General features: G+C 72.0%; 18 protein-coding genes. 7 read left to right on the plus strand and 11 right to left on the minus strand.

What is annotated here, in order from left to right:
• Positions 1-194: 194 nt before the first annotated feature.
• Positions 195-1,097: a carbon-nitrogen hydrolase family protein gene (locus CLV30_RS09810; protein WP_106537042.1), complete on the minus strand. Its 903-nt coding sequence runs from the start codon at positions 1,095-1,097 to the stop codon at positions 195-197.
• Between the two features lie 155 nt (positions 1,098-1,252).
• Between CLV30_RS09810 and CLV30_RS09815 the strand changes: the two genes are divergently transcribed.
• Positions 1,253-1,507 (plus strand): hypothetical protein, encoded by a 255-nt coding sequence (locus CLV30_RS09815; RefSeq protein WP_106537251.1) that lies wholly within the window; start codon positions 1,253-1,255, stop codon positions 1,505-1,507.
• An 18-nt stretch (positions 1,508-1,525) separates the two neighbouring features.
• Here the strand turns inward: CLV30_RS09815 and CLV30_RS09820 are convergent, their stop codons facing one another.
• The 6 genes from CLV30_RS09820 to CLV30_RS09845 all read right to left on the minus strand — a co-directional run bounded on the left by CLV30_RS09820 (position 1,526) and on the right by CLV30_RS09845 (position 9,378).
• Positions 1,526-2,179, minus strand: coding sequence for an SRPBCC family protein (locus CLV30_RS09820; protein WP_106537043.1), 654 nt, complete (start codon positions 2,177-2,179; stop codon positions 1,526-1,528).
• A complete protein-coding gene (gene cutA / locus CLV30_RS09825; RefSeq protein WP_106537044.1) occupies positions 2,176-4,569 on the minus strand; it encodes an aerobic carbon-monoxide dehydrogenase large subunit in 2,394 nt (797 codons plus the stop codon). The genes CLV30_RS09820 and cutA overlap by 4 nt, the downstream gene beginning before the upstream one ends.
• Entirely contained in the window at positions 4,566-5,102 is a 537-nt protein-coding gene (locus tag CLV30_RS09830; protein ID WP_106537045.1) for a (2Fe-2S)-binding protein, read from the minus strand. The genes cutA and CLV30_RS09830 overlap by 4 nt, the downstream gene beginning before the upstream one ends.
• Entirely contained in the window at positions 5,099-6,016 is a 918-nt protein-coding gene (locus CLV30_RS09835) for an FAD binding domain-containing protein (RefSeq protein WP_106537252.1), read from the minus strand. The genes CLV30_RS09830 and CLV30_RS09835 overlap by 4 nt, the downstream gene beginning before the upstream one ends.
• 58 nt (positions 6,017-6,074) lie before the next feature.
• Positions 6,075-7,508 (minus strand): uracil-xanthine permease family protein, encoded by a 1,434-nt coding sequence (locus CLV30_RS09840; protein ID WP_205740566.1) that lies wholly within the window; start codon positions 7,506-7,508, stop codon positions 6,075-6,077.
• A 223-nt stretch (positions 7,509-7,731) separates the two neighbouring features.
• Positions 7,732-9,378 carry a LuxR C-terminal-related transcriptional regulator gene (locus CLV30_RS09845; protein WP_129710888.1) on the minus strand — a complete coding sequence of 549 codons (1,647 nt, stop codon included), beginning with the start codon at positions 9,376-9,378 and terminating at the stop codon, positions 7,732-7,734.
• A gap of 125 nt (positions 9,379-9,503) precedes the next feature.
• Here CLV30_RS09845 and CLV30_RS09850 point away from each other — a divergent pair, with 125 nt between their 5' ends.
• Together CLV30_RS09850 and CLV30_RS09855 are read left to right on the plus strand one after the other, a co-directional pair.
• Positions 9,504-10,346 (plus strand): class I SAM-dependent methyltransferase, encoded by an 843-nt coding sequence (locus tag CLV30_RS09850; RefSeq protein ID WP_106537048.1) that lies wholly within the window; start codon positions 9,504-9,506, stop codon positions 10,344-10,346.
• 79 nt (positions 10,347-10,425) lie between these two features.
• Positions 10,426-10,983: a GNAT family N-acetyltransferase gene (locus CLV30_RS09855; RefSeq protein WP_106537049.1), complete on the plus strand. Its 558-nt coding sequence runs from the start codon at positions 10,426-10,428 to the stop codon at positions 10,981-10,983.
• Positions 10,984-10,991: 8 nt separating this feature from the next.
• Here the strand turns inward: CLV30_RS09855 and CLV30_RS09860 are convergent, their stop codons facing one another.
• From CLV30_RS09860 to CLV30_RS09875, 4 genes are all read right to left on the minus strand, one after another.
• Positions 10,992-11,429 carry a PPOX class F420-dependent oxidoreductase gene (locus tag CLV30_RS09860; protein WP_106537253.1) on the minus strand — a complete coding sequence of 146 codons (438 nt, stop codon included), beginning with the start codon at positions 11,427-11,429 and terminating at the stop codon, positions 10,992-10,994.
• 34 nt (positions 11,430-11,463) lie between these two features.
• Positions 11,464-11,850, minus strand: a complete 387-nt coding sequence (locus tag CLV30_RS09865; protein WP_165358490.1) for a type II toxin-antitoxin system VapC family toxin — start codon at positions 11,848-11,850, stop codon at positions 11,464-11,466.
• Positions 11,847-12,071 (minus strand): type II toxin-antitoxin system Phd/YefM family antitoxin, encoded by a 225-nt coding sequence (locus CLV30_RS09870; protein ID WP_205740567.1) that lies wholly within the window; start codon positions 12,069-12,071, stop codon positions 11,847-11,849. Before CLV30_RS09870 ends, CLV30_RS09865 begins: the two co-directional genes overlap by 4 nt.
• 69 nt (positions 12,072-12,140) lie before the next feature.
• Positions 12,141-13,892 carry a PucR family transcriptional regulator gene (locus tag CLV30_RS09875; RefSeq protein ID WP_205740568.1) on the minus strand — a complete coding sequence of 584 codons (1,752 nt, stop codon included), beginning with the start codon at positions 13,890-13,892 and terminating at the stop codon, positions 12,141-12,143.
• Between the two features lie 79 nt (positions 13,893-13,971).
• On the opposite strand from CLV30_RS09875, the gene CLV30_RS09880 reads away from it, so the two are divergent.
• The 4 genes from CLV30_RS09880 to CLV30_RS26400 are packed head-to-tail and all read left to right on the plus strand — an operon-like array spanning position 13,972 to position 17,935.
• Positions 13,972-14,817 (plus strand): oxamate carbamoyltransferase subunit AllH family protein, encoded by an 846-nt coding sequence (locus CLV30_RS09880; protein WP_129710889.1) that lies wholly within the window; start codon positions 13,972-13,974, stop codon positions 14,815-14,817.
• A gap of 1 nt (position 14,818) precedes the next feature.
• On the plus strand, positions 14,819-16,321 hold the full coding sequence (locus CLV30_RS09885) for an AllF/FdrA family protein (RefSeq protein WP_106537052.1): 1,503 nt from the start codon (positions 14,819-14,821) through the stop codon (positions 16,319-16,321).
• A complete protein-coding gene (locus CLV30_RS09890; protein ID WP_106537053.1) occupies positions 16,318-17,760 on the plus strand; it encodes a YlbE family protein in 1,443 nt (480 codons plus the stop codon). The genes CLV30_RS09885 and CLV30_RS09890 overlap by 4 nt, the downstream gene beginning before the upstream one ends.
• Before the next feature lie 22 nt (positions 17,761-17,782).
• Positions 17,783-17,935 carry a hypothetical protein gene (locus tag CLV30_RS26400; protein WP_165358491.1) on the plus strand — a complete coding sequence of 51 codons (153 nt, stop codon included), beginning with the start codon at positions 17,783-17,785 and terminating at the stop codon, positions 17,933-17,935.
• The last annotated feature ends 121 nt before the right edge of the window (positions 17,936-18,056 follow it).

Consider the following 18,056-nt stretch of genomic DNA (forward strand, 5'->3'; position numbering starts at 1 on the left):
AGTTTCTGATCCCTGACAAGACAGAAACCTAGAGCGAGAGCGGCGTGCAGCTCTATCAGACGCGCTCACCCACCCACGGAAACGTCACAAGAGCCGGAATTCCATGCGTCACCACCCCTGCAGGCCTCGTGACGCGTGCACGATCCTGGTGACGGGCGGCACCGGAGCGACGACGCCCGCGCCCCGGGCGAGGTTCAGCCGCCGTACGGGAACGACGTATCCGCCTCGCCGGCGAGGTCGTCGGCATACCGGCGGACGAGTTCGAGGTTGCGCTCGGCCAGGTGATCGAACCCCTGGCCCACACTGGACCCGGGTGTCAGCGACCGCATCGCCGTGTCCGGGTCGAGCCGCGCGGAGATCCAGCATTCGTGCGTCGCCGCACGCGCGACGACGTCGGCGATCGGCGTGACGATCATGGAGTTGCCGAAGTAGAGCACACCCGCCGGGTCGGTGCCGGTGCAATTGGCGCCGACGACGAAGACGTGGTTGTCGTACGCCCGGGCACGGTTGGTCAGCTCCCACAGATCGGCCGAGCGCAGCAGCGCCGACGGCCGCACGACGACCTCCGCGCCGCGTACCGCGGTGATACGGGACAGCTCCGGGAAGTCCCCGTCGAAGCAGATGATCATGCCGATGCGGCCGAGCTCGGTGTCGACCACGCACACGTCGTCGCCCGGAGTCACCCAGCCGCCGCGGGAGCGCAGCTCGGTGCAGTACGGGTGCGTCTTGCGATAGATGCCACGGACGTCGCCGTCGGGCCCGGCGAGCGCGGCCGAGTTGTACACGATCCCCGGCTCCGCGCCGCGCTCGTAGCTGCCCCATACCAGGTGCACGCCCAGCCGCCGCGCCGTCTCCTGGAACGCCTCGCTCAGCGGACCCGGAACGTCGCTCACCAGCTCCCACAGCGCCTCGGGCGGGCAGCCGGGGGTGAACCCGGTGGTCACCGACTCGGGCAGCACGACGAGCTCGGCGCCGGTGTCCTCGACGCACCGCTCGACCTGCTCGAGCGCGTGCTCGACGTTCAACTTGACGCTCTCGGGCGTCAGCGTCTCGGCGCGCGGCCTGACCTGGACCGCGGCCGCTGTGAACGCGCGCATTCGCCGTCCTCCTCTGCGCACCCGTACGGGCGGTGTAGGGACCCATCGTAGGCGCGGCGAGCACCGACTGCCGCACATCGCTTGCGTGCGGCCGGACGTCGGAGAACCATCGAAGACATCCGACCATGGATCCACTACCAGCGGAGATGATCACGATGGCGGTCTGCGAGGTCTGCGGGAACGACTACGCCCTGGCCTTCGAGATCCACGCCCAGGGCACGGTCCACGTCTTCGACAGCTTCGAATGTGCCATCCACCGGATGGCGCCGGTCTGCGAGCACTGCGGCTGCAAGGTCGTCGGGCACGGCGTCGAGTCCGACGGGCACTTCTACTGCTGCGCGCACTGTGCGATGTCGCAGGGCGTCCAAGGGCTCGTCGACCATCTCGACGGACCCGGACGGGCGAGCTGAGCCCTGACGGGGCCGAGGTCAGCGCGATCGCCGGCCGGCCACCCATCCTCCGACCAGCACGCCGGCCAGCGCGATGGCCGCACCGGCGAGAGCGCCGCCGATGACGTCGCGGTTCACGGCACCGGCGGCCGAGCGCACCGGGACCGGCGCCTCGTGCACCGTCGGCGCACCCGGGGGCGCCTCGACCCCGGCGGCCGGCGCCCCGGGCACCCCCGCAGCGGCCGCCGGCTCGCGGCCGGTGAGCACGTCGTCGACCGCGGCGAAGAACTCGCCCGCGGTCTTCTTCGCCACCCCGGTGAGCATCCGCTGCCCCACCCCGCCGATCATGCCGCCCACGATGGCGTCGGCGTCGTAGGTCAGCTGCGTCGCCCCGTCACCGTCCGAACTGAGCGTGACCGCGACGTCCGCGCTCACGGTGCCGGGCGCTCCCGCCCCGGAGGCCGCGAGCACGAACGAATCCGGTTCCTGCTGGTCACGTAGCTGGACCTCACCCGCGTAGGTCCCCTTGACCGACCCCACGCCGGCGGTGACCGTCATCGTGTACGTGTCCCCGCCGCGCTCTTCCAGCCGCTCGCAGCCGGGAATGGTGCGGACCAGGACGGCCGGATCGGTCAGCGCCTGCCAGACCCGCTCTCGCGGGGCGTGCAGCACGGCGGTTCCGGAGACCTTCATCGGCGGGGGCCCTCCTCGTTCGTCGACCGTTCGCGCAGGTGGTGCAGTTCGGACGGGGACATCGGCATCCGGGTCACGCGGATGCCCTCGGCGTCCTCGATGGCCGCGGCCAGGACCGCGGAGACCGGGATGACGCCGGCCTCGCCGGCGCCCTTGACGCCCAGCGGGTTCAGCGGCGACGGCGTCTGCAGATGGTCGATCTCGATGGCCGGAACCTCCGTCGCGTAGGGCATCAGGAAGTCCATGAACGACGCGTTCACCAGCTGTCCCGCGTCGTCGTAAACCATCCGCTCGTACAGTGCGCCGCCGACGCCCTGGGCCACGCCGCCGTGGATCTGCCCCTCGACCAGCCGGGGATTGAGCAGGGTCCCGCAGTCGTGGACGACGCAGTAGCGCAGGATCGAGATCTCGGCGGTCTCGGGGTCGGTCTCGACGATCGCCGCGTGCATGCCGTTGGCGAACGTCGACCGCGGCGGCGAGTAGTAGTCGGTGCCCTGAAGGCCCGGCTCGTCGTCGTCGGCCACCGGCGGCTGGTCCGGGTCGCCCGGTGAGGCGAACTGGGTCGCCCGTTCGGTCTCGGCGTCGAAGGCGTAGCGCAACGGGTTCGACAGGACGGCGACGGTCGTCAGCGGGATCGTCGCGCCCGGGGTTCCCTTGACCCGGACCTCGCCGTCGACGATCTCGAGGTCGCGCGGGTCCGCCTCCAGCGCCTCGCCGGCCACGCGCAACGCCTTCTCGCGCACGCGCCGCGCGGCCAGCGCCACCGCGTTGCCGCTCATCACGGCCGCCCGGGAGGCGAACGTCCCGACGGCGTAGCCGAACCGCCGGGTGTCCCCGGTCGTGACGGCGACCCGGTCGACGCCGACGCCGAGCTCGTCCGCCACGACCTGGGCGAACACCGTCTGGTGCCCCTGGCCCTGGGTGGTGAGCCCGGTCGCGACGACGACCGTGCCGTCGGTCTCGACCTTGACGAAGCCGCCCTCGTACGGGCCGACTCCGGTGCCCTCGACATAGCAGCCGATCCCGATACCGACCCGGCGGCCCTGCGCACGGGCCTGGTCGCGGTAGGTCTCGAACTCGTCCCAGCCGACGAGCTTGCGCAGCTTGGCCAGGGTCGCCGGGAAGTCCCCGGAGTCGTAGATCAGCGGGCGCCCGTCCTGGAACGTCAGGCCGTGGTCGTAGGGCATCTCGTCGGGCTGGATGAAGTTGCGTTCACGCACGACGGTGCGGTCGAGGCCGAGCTCCGCGGCGATCGCGTCCATGGTCCGTTCCATGGCGAAGCAACCCTGCGGGCGCCCGGCACCGCGGTACGGCGTGACCGTGACGGTGTTCGTGTAGAGGCTGGAGAACTCCACCCGGTAGGCCCCGGGCTTGTACGGCCCCAGCAGCTGCGTCGAGGTGACGATCGGCACGATGATGCCGTAAGGGGTGTAGGCGCCGTTGTCGTGCCAGAACGTGACGTCGAGGCCGAGCACCCTGCCGTCGTCGTCGAACCCGGCCCGCACGTGCTGCAGCTGGCCACGCTCGTGGGCGGCGGAGACGAAGTGCTCGCGGCGGTCCTCGGTCCACTTCACCTCGCGGCCGAGCCGGATGGCCGCCCACGGCACCAGGACCTCCTCCGGCCACGGGTGCACGATCTTCACACCGAAACCGCCGCCGACATCCGGGGCGATCACCTCCACCCGGTCCGGCGGCAGCTCGAGCTTCGCGGCGACCGCCGCGCGCACGGACGTCGACGCCTGGGTGGACGTGTACACGCGCAGGCTGCGGTCGTCGGCGTCCCAGCGTGCGTGCACGCCCTTGCCCTCCAGTGGCGTGGACGCGCTGCGCTCGATCTCGAGGTCGAGCTCGACCACGTGCGGGGCCGCGTCCACGGCGGCACGCGCGTCACCGACCTCCTGCACCAGGTGCGCGGAGACGTTGCCCGGCACGTCGTCGTGCACCAGCGCCGCGGCGTCGCGGGAGGACTCGATCCCGACCACCGGCGGCAGGAAGTCGTACTCGACCCGAATCCGCTCACACACGTCCTCGGCGACGTCCCGGCCGGTCGCCACCACCATGACCACGGCCTCGCCGACGTGGTTCACCTCGTCCCTGGCCAGGGCGTACGGCGTTCGCGGTTCGGTCAGTGCGGCGTGCGGGATCAGCACCGGCAGCGGCTCGCCCACCCGGCCCGGCAGGTCCTCGTGCGTGTAGATCGCCACCAGTCCGTCGACGTCCAGCGCATCCGTCACGTCGACGTCCACGATCCGCGCGTGCGCGTGCGGGCTGCGCACGAACGCCGCGGCCAGCGCATCGTGCCCGATGTCGTCCAGGTAGCGGCCCTGCCCGGTGAGCAGCCGCGGGTCCTCCCGGCGCGCGATCGGCTCGCCGACCGTCCGTGTCGTCACTGCGGCGTCTCCCCTCGCCCGTCTCCCTGGTCACTGCGGATCTCCGCGGCGCGCAGCACCGAGTCGACGATGCTCTGGTAGCCGGTGCACCGGCACAGGTTCCCGGAGATCGCCTCCCGCGCTTCGGTCGCCGACGGGCGCGGATGCTCGTCGAGGTAGGCGGTGATCGTGGTGACGAACCCGGGGGTGCAGAACCCGCACTGCAATCCGTGACAGTCCCGGAACGCCCGCTGCACCGGGCCCAGCTCGCCGTCGGGGCGGGTGCACCCCTCGACCGTCGTGATCTCGGCGCCGTCGTGCATGACCGCGAACTGCAGGCACGAGCGGATCGGGCGCCCGTCCACCAGCACGGTGCACGCACCGCACACGCCGTGCTCGCAGCCGACGTGCGTCCCGGTGAGAGCCAGGTCGTGGCGCAGGAAGTCGGACAGCAACCGGCGCGCCGGAACCGTGGCCGTGCGTGGGACGCCGTTCACCGTCACCCGGACGTCGTGCCGAGTCTCGGTGCGGCCGGGATGCTCCTCGATGCTCATGTACTCGCTCCCGTCGTGTCGCCGGCTCGGGCCACGGCCCGCTCGGCTGCGGCACGGGCGGCGCGGGCGGTGAGCACGCCCGCGAGATGGCCGCGGTAGGCCGCGGTGGCATGGATGTCGTCGTCGGGCTCCAGCCGCGCCGTCGCCAGGCGCCCGGCCGCCGCCCACTCGTCCGGCCGCGCCCCACCTGCGGCGATCCCGGCCACCGGCTCGGTCAGATCCAGCACCTCCGGCACCGGGCCCATGGACACGTACGCCGCCCGCGCCGAGCGCACCCGCAGCTCGTCGTCGACCGTGACCAGCACGCCGACGCCGCACACGGCGTAGTCGCCGGCGCGGCGCGACACCTCCGTCCAGGCGGTGCCGGTGTGCCCCTGCGGCACCGGGAACGCCGCCTCGGTGGCGAGCTCGTCGGGACGCAGGCACGTCTGCATCGGCCCGGTGACCAGCTCGCTCGCGTTCACGACCCGGCTGCCCGTCGTCGAGCGCAGCGTCACCGAGCCGCCCAGCAGCGCGAGCACCGCGTTCAGCTCCGCCGCCGGGTCGGCGTGCACCAGGCTGCCCACGGTCGTGCCGCGGTTGCGGATCGTGGGATGGGCGACGTGCTCGAGTGCCTGCCGCAGCAGCGGAAGCACGGCCGCCACCTCGGCGTCGTGCTCCACGTCGGTGTGCCGCGCCGCGGCGCCCACCCGCACGCTCGCGCCGGCACCGTCGTCGACCACCCGCACCTCGTCGAGCCCGTCCACCCGGTTGACGTCCACCAGGTGCGCGGGGGCGGCCAGGCGCATGTTCAGCATCGGCACCAGGCTCTGTCCGCCGGCCAGCACCTTGCCGTCGTCGCCGACGCCGGCAAGCGTCGCGACGGCTTCGTCCACCGTGCCGGGCCGGTGGTACGCGAACGCCGAAGGCTTCACGCCCTCATCCTCCTCCTCGACGGCGCCGTGCTGCCCGGGTTCCGGCTCGGGCCGATGCTCATGGCGTTCCGGCCTCACCGGCGCGTTCGGGGACCGGTCCCGACGACGGTGCCCGTGGGCCGCCGCTGCCACCCTTCAGGTACGGCGGCGCGACCAGCCGCGACAGGTGATAGGCGGCGATCGTCACCAGCGTCCCGAGAGCGATCCCGGAGAGCACGAAGTCGTCGGTGATCTCGAGGGAGGTGTCGCCGATCGCGATGATGATCCCCGCGGACACCGGGACGAGGTTGATCGGGTTGGCGAAGTCGACACCGTTCTCGATCCAGATCTTCGCGCCCAGCATGCCGATCATGCCGTACAGCACGACGGTGATGCCGCCCAGAACGCCGCCCGGCACCGCCGAGACCAGCGCGCCGAACTTCGGTGAGAAACCGAACCCGATCGCCACCAGCGCCGCGACGTAGTACGCGGCCGTCGAGTAGACCCTGGTGGCGGCCATGACGCCGATGTTCTCGGCGTACGTCGTCGTCGGCGACCCGCCGACGGACGAGGCGAGGACGGTGCCGACGCCGTCGGCGCCGATGGCCCGGCCCATCTCGGGGTTGAGATCGCGATCGGTCATCTCCGCCACCGCCTTGACGTGTCCGGCGTTCTCGGCGATCAGCGCGATGACGGCGGGCAGCACCAGCAGGATGAACGCGGCGTTGAAGCTCGGCAGGTGCCAGCCCGCGACCTCCGCGCCGTCCGGGCCGGTCATCGTCTCGGCGGGGAACCCGATCCAGTCCGCGTCGCCCACGGCGTCGAAGTTCACCCGCCAGTGCGTCGTCACCTCGCCGGCGTTCGCGTCGTAGGCGGTGATCTGCCCGAACACCCGGTCGAACACCCAGGACAGCGCGTAACCGAAGACCAGGCCGAGGAAGACGGCGATGCGGCCGAAGAACCCGCGCAGCCCGACCGCCATCATGATCACCGCGGTCATCACGATCAGCGCGATCCACTGGTCCTGCGGCCAGTAGACGTCGGCGACCACCGGCGCCAGGTTGAACCCGATGAGCATGACCACGGCACCGGTCACCACCGGAGGCAGCACCGTGTGCAGCACACCCGGTCCGAGGACGTGGATCAGCACGCCCGCGGCCACCAGCACGACACCGGCGACGAGGATCGCGCCGGTCACCTCCGGCGAGTCGCCGCCCTGGGCGCGGATCGCGGCCACGCCGCCGACGAACGACGCGCTGGTGCCCAGGTAGCTGGGGACCTTCCCCTTGACGATGAGCAGGAAGCAGATGGTCGCGACCCCGCTCATCATGATCGCGAGCTGCGCGTTGAGCCCCATCACCAGCGGGAACACGAACGTCGCGCCGAACATCGCGACGACGTGCTGGGCGCCGAGCCCGACGGTCCTCCCCCACGACAGTCGCTCGTCGGGCCGGACGACCTCGCCCGGCGGAGGGGTCTTGCCGCCATGGACCACTTTCCAGCCGAATGCCACGTGACGCCTCCTCGTCCGGGCGGCAACTGCCGGTGCCGGCAACATGCCGCGGCCTGATCCGGATCCGTTCAGGCGACGTATGCCACCCTGTTGGACACGATGGAGGCAACCTAGGCACCGAGGGCGTGTCCGGCATGGGCATGATCTACCGATCCCACCGCAACGCCATCGGCAACCTCTGCGCCCGGCCTCCGACGGGGCGGTGACCCGGTGTGCCGCCGGCTCAGTCCTGCTGAGGATGTCTGAGCAGGTAGGCAGCGGCTTCGGCACGGCTGCGCAGTCCCAGCGCAGACAGGATGTTGCCGACATGGTGCTCCGCGGTCCGCGGGCTGATGACGAGGCGCCGGGCGATCTCGGTGTTGGACAGTCCCTCCGCGAGCAACCTCAACACGTCGTTCTGCCGCTCGGTGAGGACCCCGTCGGGCCGGGGCGCCTTCCTGGTGGGCTCGCCGAGGCGCCGGAGCAGGTGTGCGGCGACGTCAGCCTCCCGACGCGCGCCCAGCCGCAGGAAGCCGTCCGCGGCGTATCGGGCGTGGCTACGGGCCACCTCCGGCGTCGTGTCCACGAGCAGAGCCGCCAGGTCGAGCCGCGCCGTCGCGAGTTCGAACGGCAAGCCCGACTCGGCGAAGGCCGCAAGCGCCCCTTCCAGTTCGACTTGGGCTTTCGCCGGATCGTCGGCAGCGGCCAGCATGACTCTCGCCTGCGACAGTGCGGCGAGCCCGCGCAGCCACGTCGAGTCCGTGTCGGCGGCCAACCGGGCGAGGTCGTCGGCATCCGCGCGCGCTTCGTCGACCGCATCGCAAGCCAGCGCCACCTCAACGCGGAGCGCGACCATCGGTGCCGTGGACAGCCAGCAGCCGTCACCCAGCGCGCGGTCCACCACCGAACGCGCGAGCCGCGGCTCACCCTGAACCAGCAACAGCCGCGCCCGCGGCCCCGCAGCGGAACCGTGGTCCTCGAACCCGTCCATCAGCCGCTCGGCCTCGTCGAAACGTCCCTGTCTGACCCGCAGGTCGGCCAGCCGCAGCAGCGGCTCGAACCGAGTGCCCCAGGAGGTGTTCCGGTAGATCCGCAACGCCTCGGTGAGCTCATGATCGGCCTCGTCCCATCGCCCGGCCGCCATGAGCAGTCCGCCGTAGTGCATCCGGCAGATCGCCGAGATCGGCAGCTCTCCGGTGCGCTCGACGTAGGCGTCGACCGCGCGCATCCACTGCTCCGCGCGGCGGACGTCGAGCACCATCTCGCAGCCGTGGAAGAGGGTGCAGTAGATCTCCCCGGCTGCCCACGCATCGCCGACGAGTCCGCTCGCGACCGCGGCCACCGCTTCGTCCATCAGCCGCATGCCCTCGTCGACCGCACCGGCCTCCAGCCGCGCCAGGCCGAGGTAGCCGAGCGCGTCGAATTCCAGGTCGGGCGAGCGCAGGCGCCGGCCCGCCGCGGCGGCCGACCGGGTGCGCCGTTCCCGTTCGGCGGGATCGGACGTGACACAACCCAGAAACAGCTCCAGCCATCCGCGTTCCACGCAGTCTCCGCCGTCGGCGAGCATCCGCCGCGCATGCCCGAGCCAGCCGTCGACGGCTGCCGCGTTGCCGGATATCAGCCCGTACAGCTGCGCCACCTGCACCGCGACAAGTCCGGCCGAGCGGCGGTCGTCACGCCGGCGGTAGCCCGCATACGCACGCTCACGCAGATGAAGCGCGTGCTGGTACTCACCTTGCCAATAGACGGCCCGCCCGAGTCCGTCGAGCACTTCCGGCGTCTCGCGCACCTCGCGGGCTCGTTCGAAGCATTCGCGCGCGGTCGACCAGTCGCAGGAGGCCAACGCCGCATTCCCCTGCTCGGTCAGCTCGCCCACCACGTCGTGTGGCACTGACCCAGACTGCCACAGAACGCGGGTGATGGAGCGTGCAGCGACCCGGGCCACGACCCGTGTTTTCACCCATGACGAGCCGTCGGAGCACTGCCATGCTGCCACCGTCGGAGAGGAGAACGCAGATGAGCGACACCACCACAACCGCAGAGACCAGAACCGGTACCGGCTGGCAGTTGCGCGACGATGCGGCCGCCGCCTACGAGGAGTACCTGGTCCCGGTGATCTTCGAACCGTTCGCCCGGCGCCTGGTGGACCACGCGGCCGTGCTCCCCGGCGCGCGGGTGCTCGACGTCGGGTGCGGGACCGGTGCCGTCGCGCGGGCGGCGGCACGACGCCTGGGGCACACCGGGACGGTCACCGGAATCGACATCAATCCGGACATGCTCGCTACCGCGCGACGGGTCACGGCCGACGCGGACGCGGCGGTCGAGTTCCACCAGGCGGATGTCACCGACCTGCCGTTCGACGACGCCACGTTCGACGCCGTGCTCTGCCAGCAGGCGGTTCAGTTCTTCGACGATCGGGTCGCCGCGCTCGGCGAGATGCGCAGAGTGACCGCCCCGGGCGGCCGCGTGACGTTCAGTGTGTTGCGTTCGCTCGCGCACCACCCGGTCTACGACACGTTCGCGCGTGCCCTCGGCAGGCACGCTGGGCAGTCGGCGGCCGCGATGATGGCCTCGCCGTTCGCGCTCGGTGCTCCCGAAACGCTGCGGGCGGACGCACACGCAGCCGGGTTCGCCGAGGTCAGCATCCTGATCGCCATCGGCGAGGAACGCTTCCCGACGGTGCCGGAGTTCGTCCGGCGCGAGGCCGCCGGCTCGCCGCTGGCCGCCCCGCTGAGTGCCCTGACCACTGAACGACAGGCGGCGCTGGTCGCGGACTTGGAGCATGAGTTGAGTGAGTACCTGGACGACGCCGGTCTGGCGTTCGGGAACGAAACCCACCTTGTGAGCTGTGCGTCTTGACTTCTCCGGTCCGCGGTCGAGCCCGTGCCAGCGGAAAACCGTGTGCAGGCTGTCGGAGGCGGCCTTTAACGTCGCCCGTATGAAGCTCCGCCTCGAACACGCCGGCGACCGGCGTGCGGTCCGCGACATCCACCTGCAGGCGTTCGGTGACGAGCACGGAGCCGCGGTCGCCGATCTCACCGACGACCTGCGCACGCTGGTCGTCCCGGGCGAGGGCCTGTCCCTCGTCGCACAGGACGGCGATCACGTCATCGGGCACGTGATGTTCACACCCGCGCTTCTCGACGCGCCCGAACGCCTCGTCGGCGTCCGGGTGCTCAGCCCGCTGGGCGTACTGCCGGACTCACAGCGTCGGGGCGTCGGGGCGGCGCTGGTCCGGCGCGGGCTCGAGATCATGCGCATCCGTTCGGTGCCGCTGGTGTTCCTGGAAGGCGAGCCCGGCTTCTATCCGCGGTTCGGGTTCGAGCCGGCGGGTCAGCTCGGGTTCCGCAAGCCGTCGCTGCGCATCCCCGACCCCGCTTTCCAGGTCGTGCGGCTCGACGCCGTCGAGCCCTGGATGACCGGCACGCTGGTGTACCCGGAGATCTTCTGGCGCCACGACGCCGTCGGCCTGCGTGACGGCGCCGTCCCGGCGTAGGGCAGCGCTCAGAGCCGCACGCCGTGGTGGTGCTCGACGTCGGTGTTCTCCATCGAACCCCACCCGTGCCAGCGGTCGACCTCGATCCACGCACTGATCCGGCGGCGGTCCCGCGTCGGGTAGGGCTGGCCGATGTAGTGCTGGGCCAGCGCGTCGATGTCGGCCAGCTCGGCGTCCTCAGTCAGCTCGACCACCCGGCCCTGGACGCTGACATGCGTGTACCAGTTGCCCTCGTCCAGGACGGTCAGGCTGACCCGCGGGTCGTGGCGCAGGTGCTCCAGCCGCTTGCGTCCCTCGTCGAGGTTGACCAGCACCCGCCCGTCACGCCACAGGTACCACGTCGCCACCGAGACGGGCTGCCCGTCCGGTCGCACGGTGGTCATGACGGCCGGGTTCGGTTTGGCGAGGAACTCGCCGACTTCCTGCGGCAACGGTGGTTTCGGCACGGTGATCAGCACTCCTTCGGCTGTGTGGTTGGGGTCAGAAGTCCTCGTCCCAGCGCGCGAGTGGAAGGTTCTGTCGAATCGTTCGGTCCTTGGTGACCAGCGGCATGTCCGTCGCCGTTGCCTGGGCGGAGAGGAGCCGGTCGAAGGGATCTCTCGTCCACCGGAGGGTCGTGGCAACAGTGCAGATCTGAGCCGATGGCGGGTCGGAGTGGATCATCTCCAGCTTGGCCGCCAGTTCGTCGACGATCGACTCTGCGGCAACCGTCACCTTGCCGACCTCGTTGAGATACTGCAGTTCCAGCCGGACGAACGGGGACAACACCAACGAATGTGCGTCCAGCGCCTGCCGAGTCGATTCGGGAATCAGCCGCTCAGCGTCCTGGTACAACCACACGACGACGTGCGTATCGAGCAGGATCACGGGCTCCACTCACCCGACCAATCCACGTGGACAAGATCCTCGGGATCCCCCACGGTCGTGTCCGGATGTGGCGTGAGCCGGGCAAGCTTCGACGGCGACTCGACGGCCACGATCCGCAGCCGCCGGCCGTTGCGTTCGATATCCAGCGGCGCGCCGCTCTCGAGCACCTCGTCCAGCAGCCGATAGACGTTCTGCCGCAACTCCGACGCGGTGACCGTCACCAGAAACACCTCCCGTACGCACGTCAAGAATATCACGTACGTTCGTCTTGGCGAGGGCTGTTCGACGACTCAGTCGAGGCCGCGCATCTGCAGCACCTTCAGCGCGAGCGCGAGGTCCAGGCGCAGCTCCGGGTCGGTGGTGAACGGCCCGACCATGCGTTCGAGCTTGCCGATGCGGTAGCGCAGCGTGTTGTAGTGGAAATGCAGCTGCCGGGCGGCCTCGGCCACGTTCAGGTTCGTGTCCAGCAGCACCTTCAGGGTGTGCCGCAGGTCCGCCATCTCGGGGTCGCCGGTGTCGGCCAGCTCGTGCAGCGTCTCGTGGGCGAACCCGCGCAGCTCGGCACTGTCCTCGATCTGGCTGAGCAGCCGGAACGACCCCAGGCCGTCGAAGTGCGCCAGTGCGGCGCCGCCCTCGAGCTGCCTGCCCACCTGCACGGCGCGGCGCGCCTGTTCGTAGGCGGTGGGCAGCTCGGCGGGGTCGTGCACGATGCGGCTGACCCCGGTGGAGAACGCGCGGCGCCCGCCACCGCCGTCGCCTGCGACCTGCCGGACCATCTCGCGCACGACGGCGTCGGCGTCACCGTCCTGCGGCACCGGCAACAACGCGACGACCTCCTGCGCGAAGCCGACGACGGCGGCGCGTGGGTCGCGGCGGGTCACCACGGTGTGCCACGCCCCGGCGAAGCGTTCCTGGGCGGGACGGCGGTGCGGAGCCGCCGCGCTCGCGGGACGCGCCTCGGGGTCGAGCTCGGCCACCACGACGACGAGGTCGCGGTCGACGTCCCAGTCCAGCGACTCGCAGTGCTCGACGACCTGGTCGCGGTCGCCCGCGCGGCCGGCCAGCACGTCCCGGAGGAAGTCGCCGCGGTACTTGCTCTCGACCGCGGTCACCGCGAGCTGCTTGTTCACCGCCAGTGCGGCCACCGTCGCCGCCCGCTCGAGGACGTTGATGTCGTTGCCGTCGAGCTGGCGGTCGCGGGCGAACGCGACGATGCGGCCGTGGTCGACCCGCCCGGCGACCACCGGAACCACGGCATGGCTGCCGGGCGTGTCGCCGCAGCTGTGGATCCCGCCGCGCTCGTGCTCGGTGCGGAACCGCCCGGACGGGTCGAAACAGCTGGTCTCGCGCCACCCGGCGAGCTCGTCCTCGCCGCCGGCCTCGGCCAGCACCCGGCCGTCGGGCGTGGTGATGAACACCGACACCCCGAGCACGGCCGACGTCTTGCCGGCCACCTCGCGTAGCCCGCCGCCGTCCAGCACCACCGAGAGCAGGGCGTGGTGCACCTCCCACGAACGTTCCAGGGCCGACGCCTGCCGGTGCAGGACCCCGGTGAGCACCTGGTTCAGGATGTCGTCGAACCCGACCGCATCGGGCAGCAGCAACAACGGCATGCCCAGCCGCTCGGCCTCGTCGACCATCTCGTCCGGCAGCGCGTCCAGGTAGCGGTGCAGCTTGACCGCCAGCGCGGCCAGACCGCGCGCGTTCAGCTCGGTCACCAGCGAGGGCAGGCCCTGCGGCGTGTTGCGCAGCGGATATCCGGTGGTGAGCAGCAGCTCGTGCGGCTTCACCCACGGCAGGATGTCCGGCACCTCCATGACGTTCGCGCGCTGCACGACACGCTCCATGCCGCCGGCGCCGGCCAGCAGCCGCGCCCCCGCCAGCGCCGGGATATCCATCGCCTTCCGGATGGTCAGCCCCGGCACCGCGTGGGTCGGCCAGGTGACCTCCGGGCCCGGCGGCGAGGGGCGCGCCGCCCGGTGGCCCTCGCCCGCTGGCAACTCCGGCGAAGCCGGGACGCCATCGTTGGCAAGTTTTCCCATGCGAGAGACGGTAGCGGCCCGGCTACGTTCTGGGCAGTACCAAGCTCCCGGCGCGCCGGGACGTCACGGAGGTGTGCCGGTGTCCGTCCCCACCGCCGCGACCGACCGGGTCGTCCGCGCCGCGCGGGAGGTCCCCGCTGTCGGCGCGGCACCGGTGGCGACCCTGCTGCGCGGTCCGCGTCGCCCGGCCCGGGTCGTGGCCGCGACCCGCCGGCTCGTGGCCGTCCGGGCCGACGACGAACTGATCGCCGTGGCGGCCGACGACGCCGTCGCGCTGCCGTGCGCGCTCACCGTCTCGACGCGGCTGCCACCGGTACTCTGCGGCGATCCGGCCGCCGTCGGAGACGGGCAGGTCGAGCTCGGCGGCGTCCGCATCCGCGCGCGCCGGTGGCGCCGGGTGCCGCAGGCGCACGTCACCGATCCGGAGCGCTGCCGTGCCCGCGCCGCACGGTCCGTGCCGCCGGTCGACCCGGCGCTGCTGGCGCGGGCGCGCGCACTCGCCACCGCCGGCGGTGATCCGGCCGCGCTGGAGGCCGCCGTGCTCGCGCTGCTGGGGTTCGGCCCCGGGCTCACCCCGGCCGGCGACGACGTCCTCGCCGCCGCCCTGGTCACGTGGCACGCCACCGGCGAACACCCGCGACGCGACCGGCTCGCGGCCGCCGTCGACGCCGCGCGGCCGTGGCAGCGCACGACCGCCGTCTCCGCCGGCCTGCTCCGGCACGCCGCGTCGGGCCGCGCCGTGCCCGCGCTGACAGCCCTGCTCGACGCGCTCGACGGTCCGTCCGACGACCTGGACGCCGCACACGAGCGCCTGCTGCGCGTCGGGCACACCTCCGGCGCCGCGCTCTGCCTCGGCCTGCGCACCGCACTCGGCACACCGCATCCGCCCGCCCCCAATCCGCCCGTCGCCGTTCCCAGGAGGTGAGATGCCCCGCCATCTCGACGTCCGCACCGGCAGCTACCACGACTCCGTCACGTTGATGCAGGTCAGCCGATCGGTGGCGGCCGAGCCCGGCGTTGTCGCCGCGATGGTCGCCATGGCCACCGAGCTGAACCTCGACCTGCTGGACGGCATGGGGTTCCAGCGCCCCGCCGGAGCCGGGCCGAACGACCTCGTCGTCGCGGTCGAGACGGCCGACGACGACGCGCTGCCGGGGGCGCTGTGCGCGCTGGACACTGCTCTGGCCGGGCACCGTCGCCCGGGCCCGTCCGGCGATGCCGCCACCGCGCCACCGCGCACCGTGACGGCGGCCGCACGCGACGGCGACGCCACGGTGGCGTTCGTCTCCACCCCCGGCGCGCACGCCTTCGTCGAGGCCATGGACGCCGTCGAGCACGAGCTCCCGGTGATCGTGTTCTCCGACAACGTGCCCGTCGAGCAGGAGGTCCGGCTGAAACGCGCGGCCGCCGCGCGCGGCGTCCTGGTGATGGGCCCGGACTGCGGCACGGCCGTCGTGGGCGGCACCGGGTTCGGCTTCGCCAACGTCGTCCGGCCGGGACCCGTCGGCATCGTGGCCGCGTCCGGCACGGGAGCCCAGCACGTGATGAGCCTGCTCGACGCGGTCGACGTGGGTGTCAGCCACTGCCTCGGCGTCGGCGGGCGTGACATGTCCGCAGAGGTCGGCGGCGCGTCCACGCTCGCCGCGCTCGACCTGCTCGCCGACGACGATGCCACCGAGGTCGTCGTCGTGCTCGGCAAGCCTCCGGCGCCCGCCGTCGCCGATCTCGTGCACACGCGAGCCGAGTCTGCCGGCAAGCCGGTCGTCGTCGCCCCGCTCGGCGCGGGCGGACCGGACCTGACCGCCGTCGCCGAGAGCGTCGCCGAAACCGTCGGCGCGCCGTGGCGGGCACCGCGGTCCTGGCCCGCGCCCACGCCGCGGAGCCGGCCGCACGGGCACGTCAACGGGATCTTCTCCGGAGGGACGCTCTGCGACGAGGCGATGCTGATCGCCAGTGCCGCGCTCGGCCCGGTCCGGTCGAACACCCCGCTGCGGGCCGACTGGGCGCTGCCCGAGGGCGCACCGCCATGGGGACGTCCGGGCGACGGGCACGTCATGATCGACTTCGGGGACGACGCGCTGACCCGCGGACGCGCCCACCCCATGATCGACAACACGCTGCGGATCGAGCGGCTGCTCGCCGCGGCGGACGACCCCGCCTGCGGCGTCGTCCTGCTGGACGTCGTGCTCGGCCACGGCGCGCACCCGGACCCGGCCGGCGAACTGGCCCCGGCGATCAGCGAGGCACGCGAACACGCCGGCGCACAGGAACGCGACCTCGCCGTCGTGGTCTCGCTCGTCGGCACCGCCGACGACCCGCAGGGACTGACGCGGCAGGCCACGACGCTGCGCGACGCCGGGGCGTCGGTGCACCTGTCCAACGCGGAGGCCACCCGCACCGCTGTCGAGCTCGTGGAGGCCCGACGATGAGCGACGCACTGCTGCACAGCGAACCCAGCGTGATCACCGCGGGGGTGGAGCTGTTCACCGACGCGCTGACAGCGCAGGCCGTTCCCGTCGCCGCGGTCGACTGGCGCCCGCCGCTGCCGGGCACCGAGGACGACCTGGTCCGCGTCGCCGCCGATCCGCGCCGGGCCGCGGCCAACGCCGCCGCCGTCGAACGGATGCTCGCCGCCACCGCCGAGCTCGTCGACGTCCGTCCCGCACACGAGGCGCTGGGGTTGCGCCGGGGCGAGTTCCTGCACGCCGGTCCCCCGCTGTCGTGGGAACACGCGTCCGGGCCGATGCGCGGCGCACTGATCGGCGCCCTGCTGTTCGAAGGGTTGGCGGACACGCCGGAGGAAGCCGAGTCGATGCTGGACTCCGGCGCCCGCATCACCCTCGAGCCCTGTCACCATCGCGGCGCCGTCGGCCCGATGGCCGGCGTCGTGTCGCCGTCGATGTGGATGTTCGAGTTGCGTGACGAGGCGAACGACGGCACGGCGTGGTGCTCACTGAACGAGGGCCTCGGGGCCGTGCTGCGTTACGGCGCCTACTCCCCCGACGTCCTCGACCGGCTGCGGTGGATGACCGACGTCTTGGGGCCACAGCTGCGGGACGCGGTGCGCAGGCACGGGCGCGTCGACGTCAAGGGCATCGTCGCGCAGATGGTGCAGATGGGCGACGAGGGCCACAACCGCAACCGCGCCGGCACCCTGATGCTGCTGCGCGAGCTGCTGCCGGACCTGATCGACAGTGACGCGCCAGGGACGCGGATCGCCGAGGCAGTCCGGTTCGTCTCCGGCAACGACCACTTCTTCCTCAACCTGGTCATGCCGGCCGGCAAGCTGCAGACGTCCGCGGCCGCCGGCATCGACGGCTCGACGGTCGTCACCACGATGGCGCGCAACGGCACCGACTTCGGCGTCCAGGTCTCCGGAACGGGCTCGAGGTGGTTCACCGCGCCGGCGAACACCCCCGACGGGCTGTTCCTCGGAAGCTTCGGACCGGACGACGCGAATCCGGACATCGGCGACTCCACCATCTGCGAGACCATGGGCATCGGCGGGTTCGCGATGGCCGCCGCGCCCGCGATCGTCCGCTTCGTCGGCGGCAGCGTGCCCGACGCGCTGCGGACCAGCCGGGCGATGTACGAGATCACGCTGGCCGAGAACCCCGCCTACGCCTTTCCGATCCTGGATTTCAGTGGCGCGCCCACCGGGATCGACGTCTCCCTCGTCGCCCGCACCGGCATCCTGCCGCAGATCAACACCGGCATGGCGGGCCGGGTGGCCGGAACCGGGCAGGTCGGCGCCGGGCTCGTGCAGCCGCCGCAGGCCTGTTTCACCGCCGCGTTGAGCGCACTGGCCGACGCCGCCCCGCCCATGATCATCAACGATGATCCGGGTCATGGCACGGAGGATCGTTGATGATCATGGGCAGGGGACGTCGGTGTCGGGTTCGACGGACGGCCTGGCCGACCACCGACACGAGGTGTACGCCGAGCACGGCCTCGACACCGACAGCGGCATCGTCGCCGTCGTTCCGATGTGGCGCGGCGACGGCTCCGTCGAAGACCGGGAATCCGCGGCCGGCGATCGGTGAACGGCCGCACCGACATACATGTGAGCGCTGGACATACAACTGAGCGCCGGATGCGGGCGCGAACGGGCCGCCGTTCGGCGCTCAGTTGTCTATGCGACGCTCAGTTGTACGTCGAGCCCGC

Origin of the sequence: Haloactinopolyspora alba (assembly GCF_003014555.1) — a bacterium.
In the GTDB taxonomy this organism is placed as follows: Bacteria; Actinomycetota; Actinomycetes; order Jiangellales; family Jiangellaceae; genus Haloactinopolyspora; species Haloactinopolyspora alba.

What these genes read in the sequence shown, in the direction of transcription:
- CLV30_RS09810 (WP_106537042.1), bottom strand. Translation starts at nt 1,097, where the DNA reads ATGCGCGCGTTCACAGCGGCCGCGGTCCAGGTCAGGCCGCGCGCCGAG.
- CLV30_RS09815 (WP_106537251.1), top strand. Translation starts at nt 1,253, where the DNA reads ATGGCGGTCTGCGAGGTCTGCGGGAACGACTACGCCCTGGCCTTCGAG.
- CLV30_RS09820 (WP_106537043.1), bottom strand. Translation starts at nt 2,179, where the DNA reads ATGAAGGTCTCCGGAACCGCCGTGCTGCACGCCCCGCGAGAGCGGGTC.
- CLV30_RS09830 (WP_106537045.1), bottom strand. Translation starts at nt 5,102, where the DNA reads ATGAGCATCGAGGAGCATCCCGGCCGCACCGAGACTCGGCACGACGTC.
- CLV30_RS09850 (WP_106537048.1), top strand. Translation starts at nt 9,504, where the DNA reads ATGAGCGACACCACCACAACCGCAGAGACCAGAACCGGTACCGGCTGG.
- CLV30_RS09855 (WP_106537049.1), top strand. Translation starts at nt 10,426, where the DNA reads ATGAAGCTCCGCCTCGAACACGCCGGCGACCGGCGTGCGGTCCGCGAC.
- CLV30_RS09875 (WP_205740568.1), bottom strand. Translation starts at nt 13,892, where the DNA reads ATGGGAAAACTTGCCAACGATGGCGTCCCGGCTTCGCCGGAGTTGCCA.
- CLV30_RS09885 (WP_106537052.1), top strand. Translation starts at nt 14,819, where the DNA reads ATGCCCCGCCATCTCGACGTCCGCACCGGCAGCTACCACGACTCCGTC.
- CLV30_RS09890 (WP_106537053.1), top strand. Translation starts at nt 16,318, where the DNA reads ATGAGCGACGCACTGCTGCACAGCGAACCCAGCGTGATCACCGCGGGG.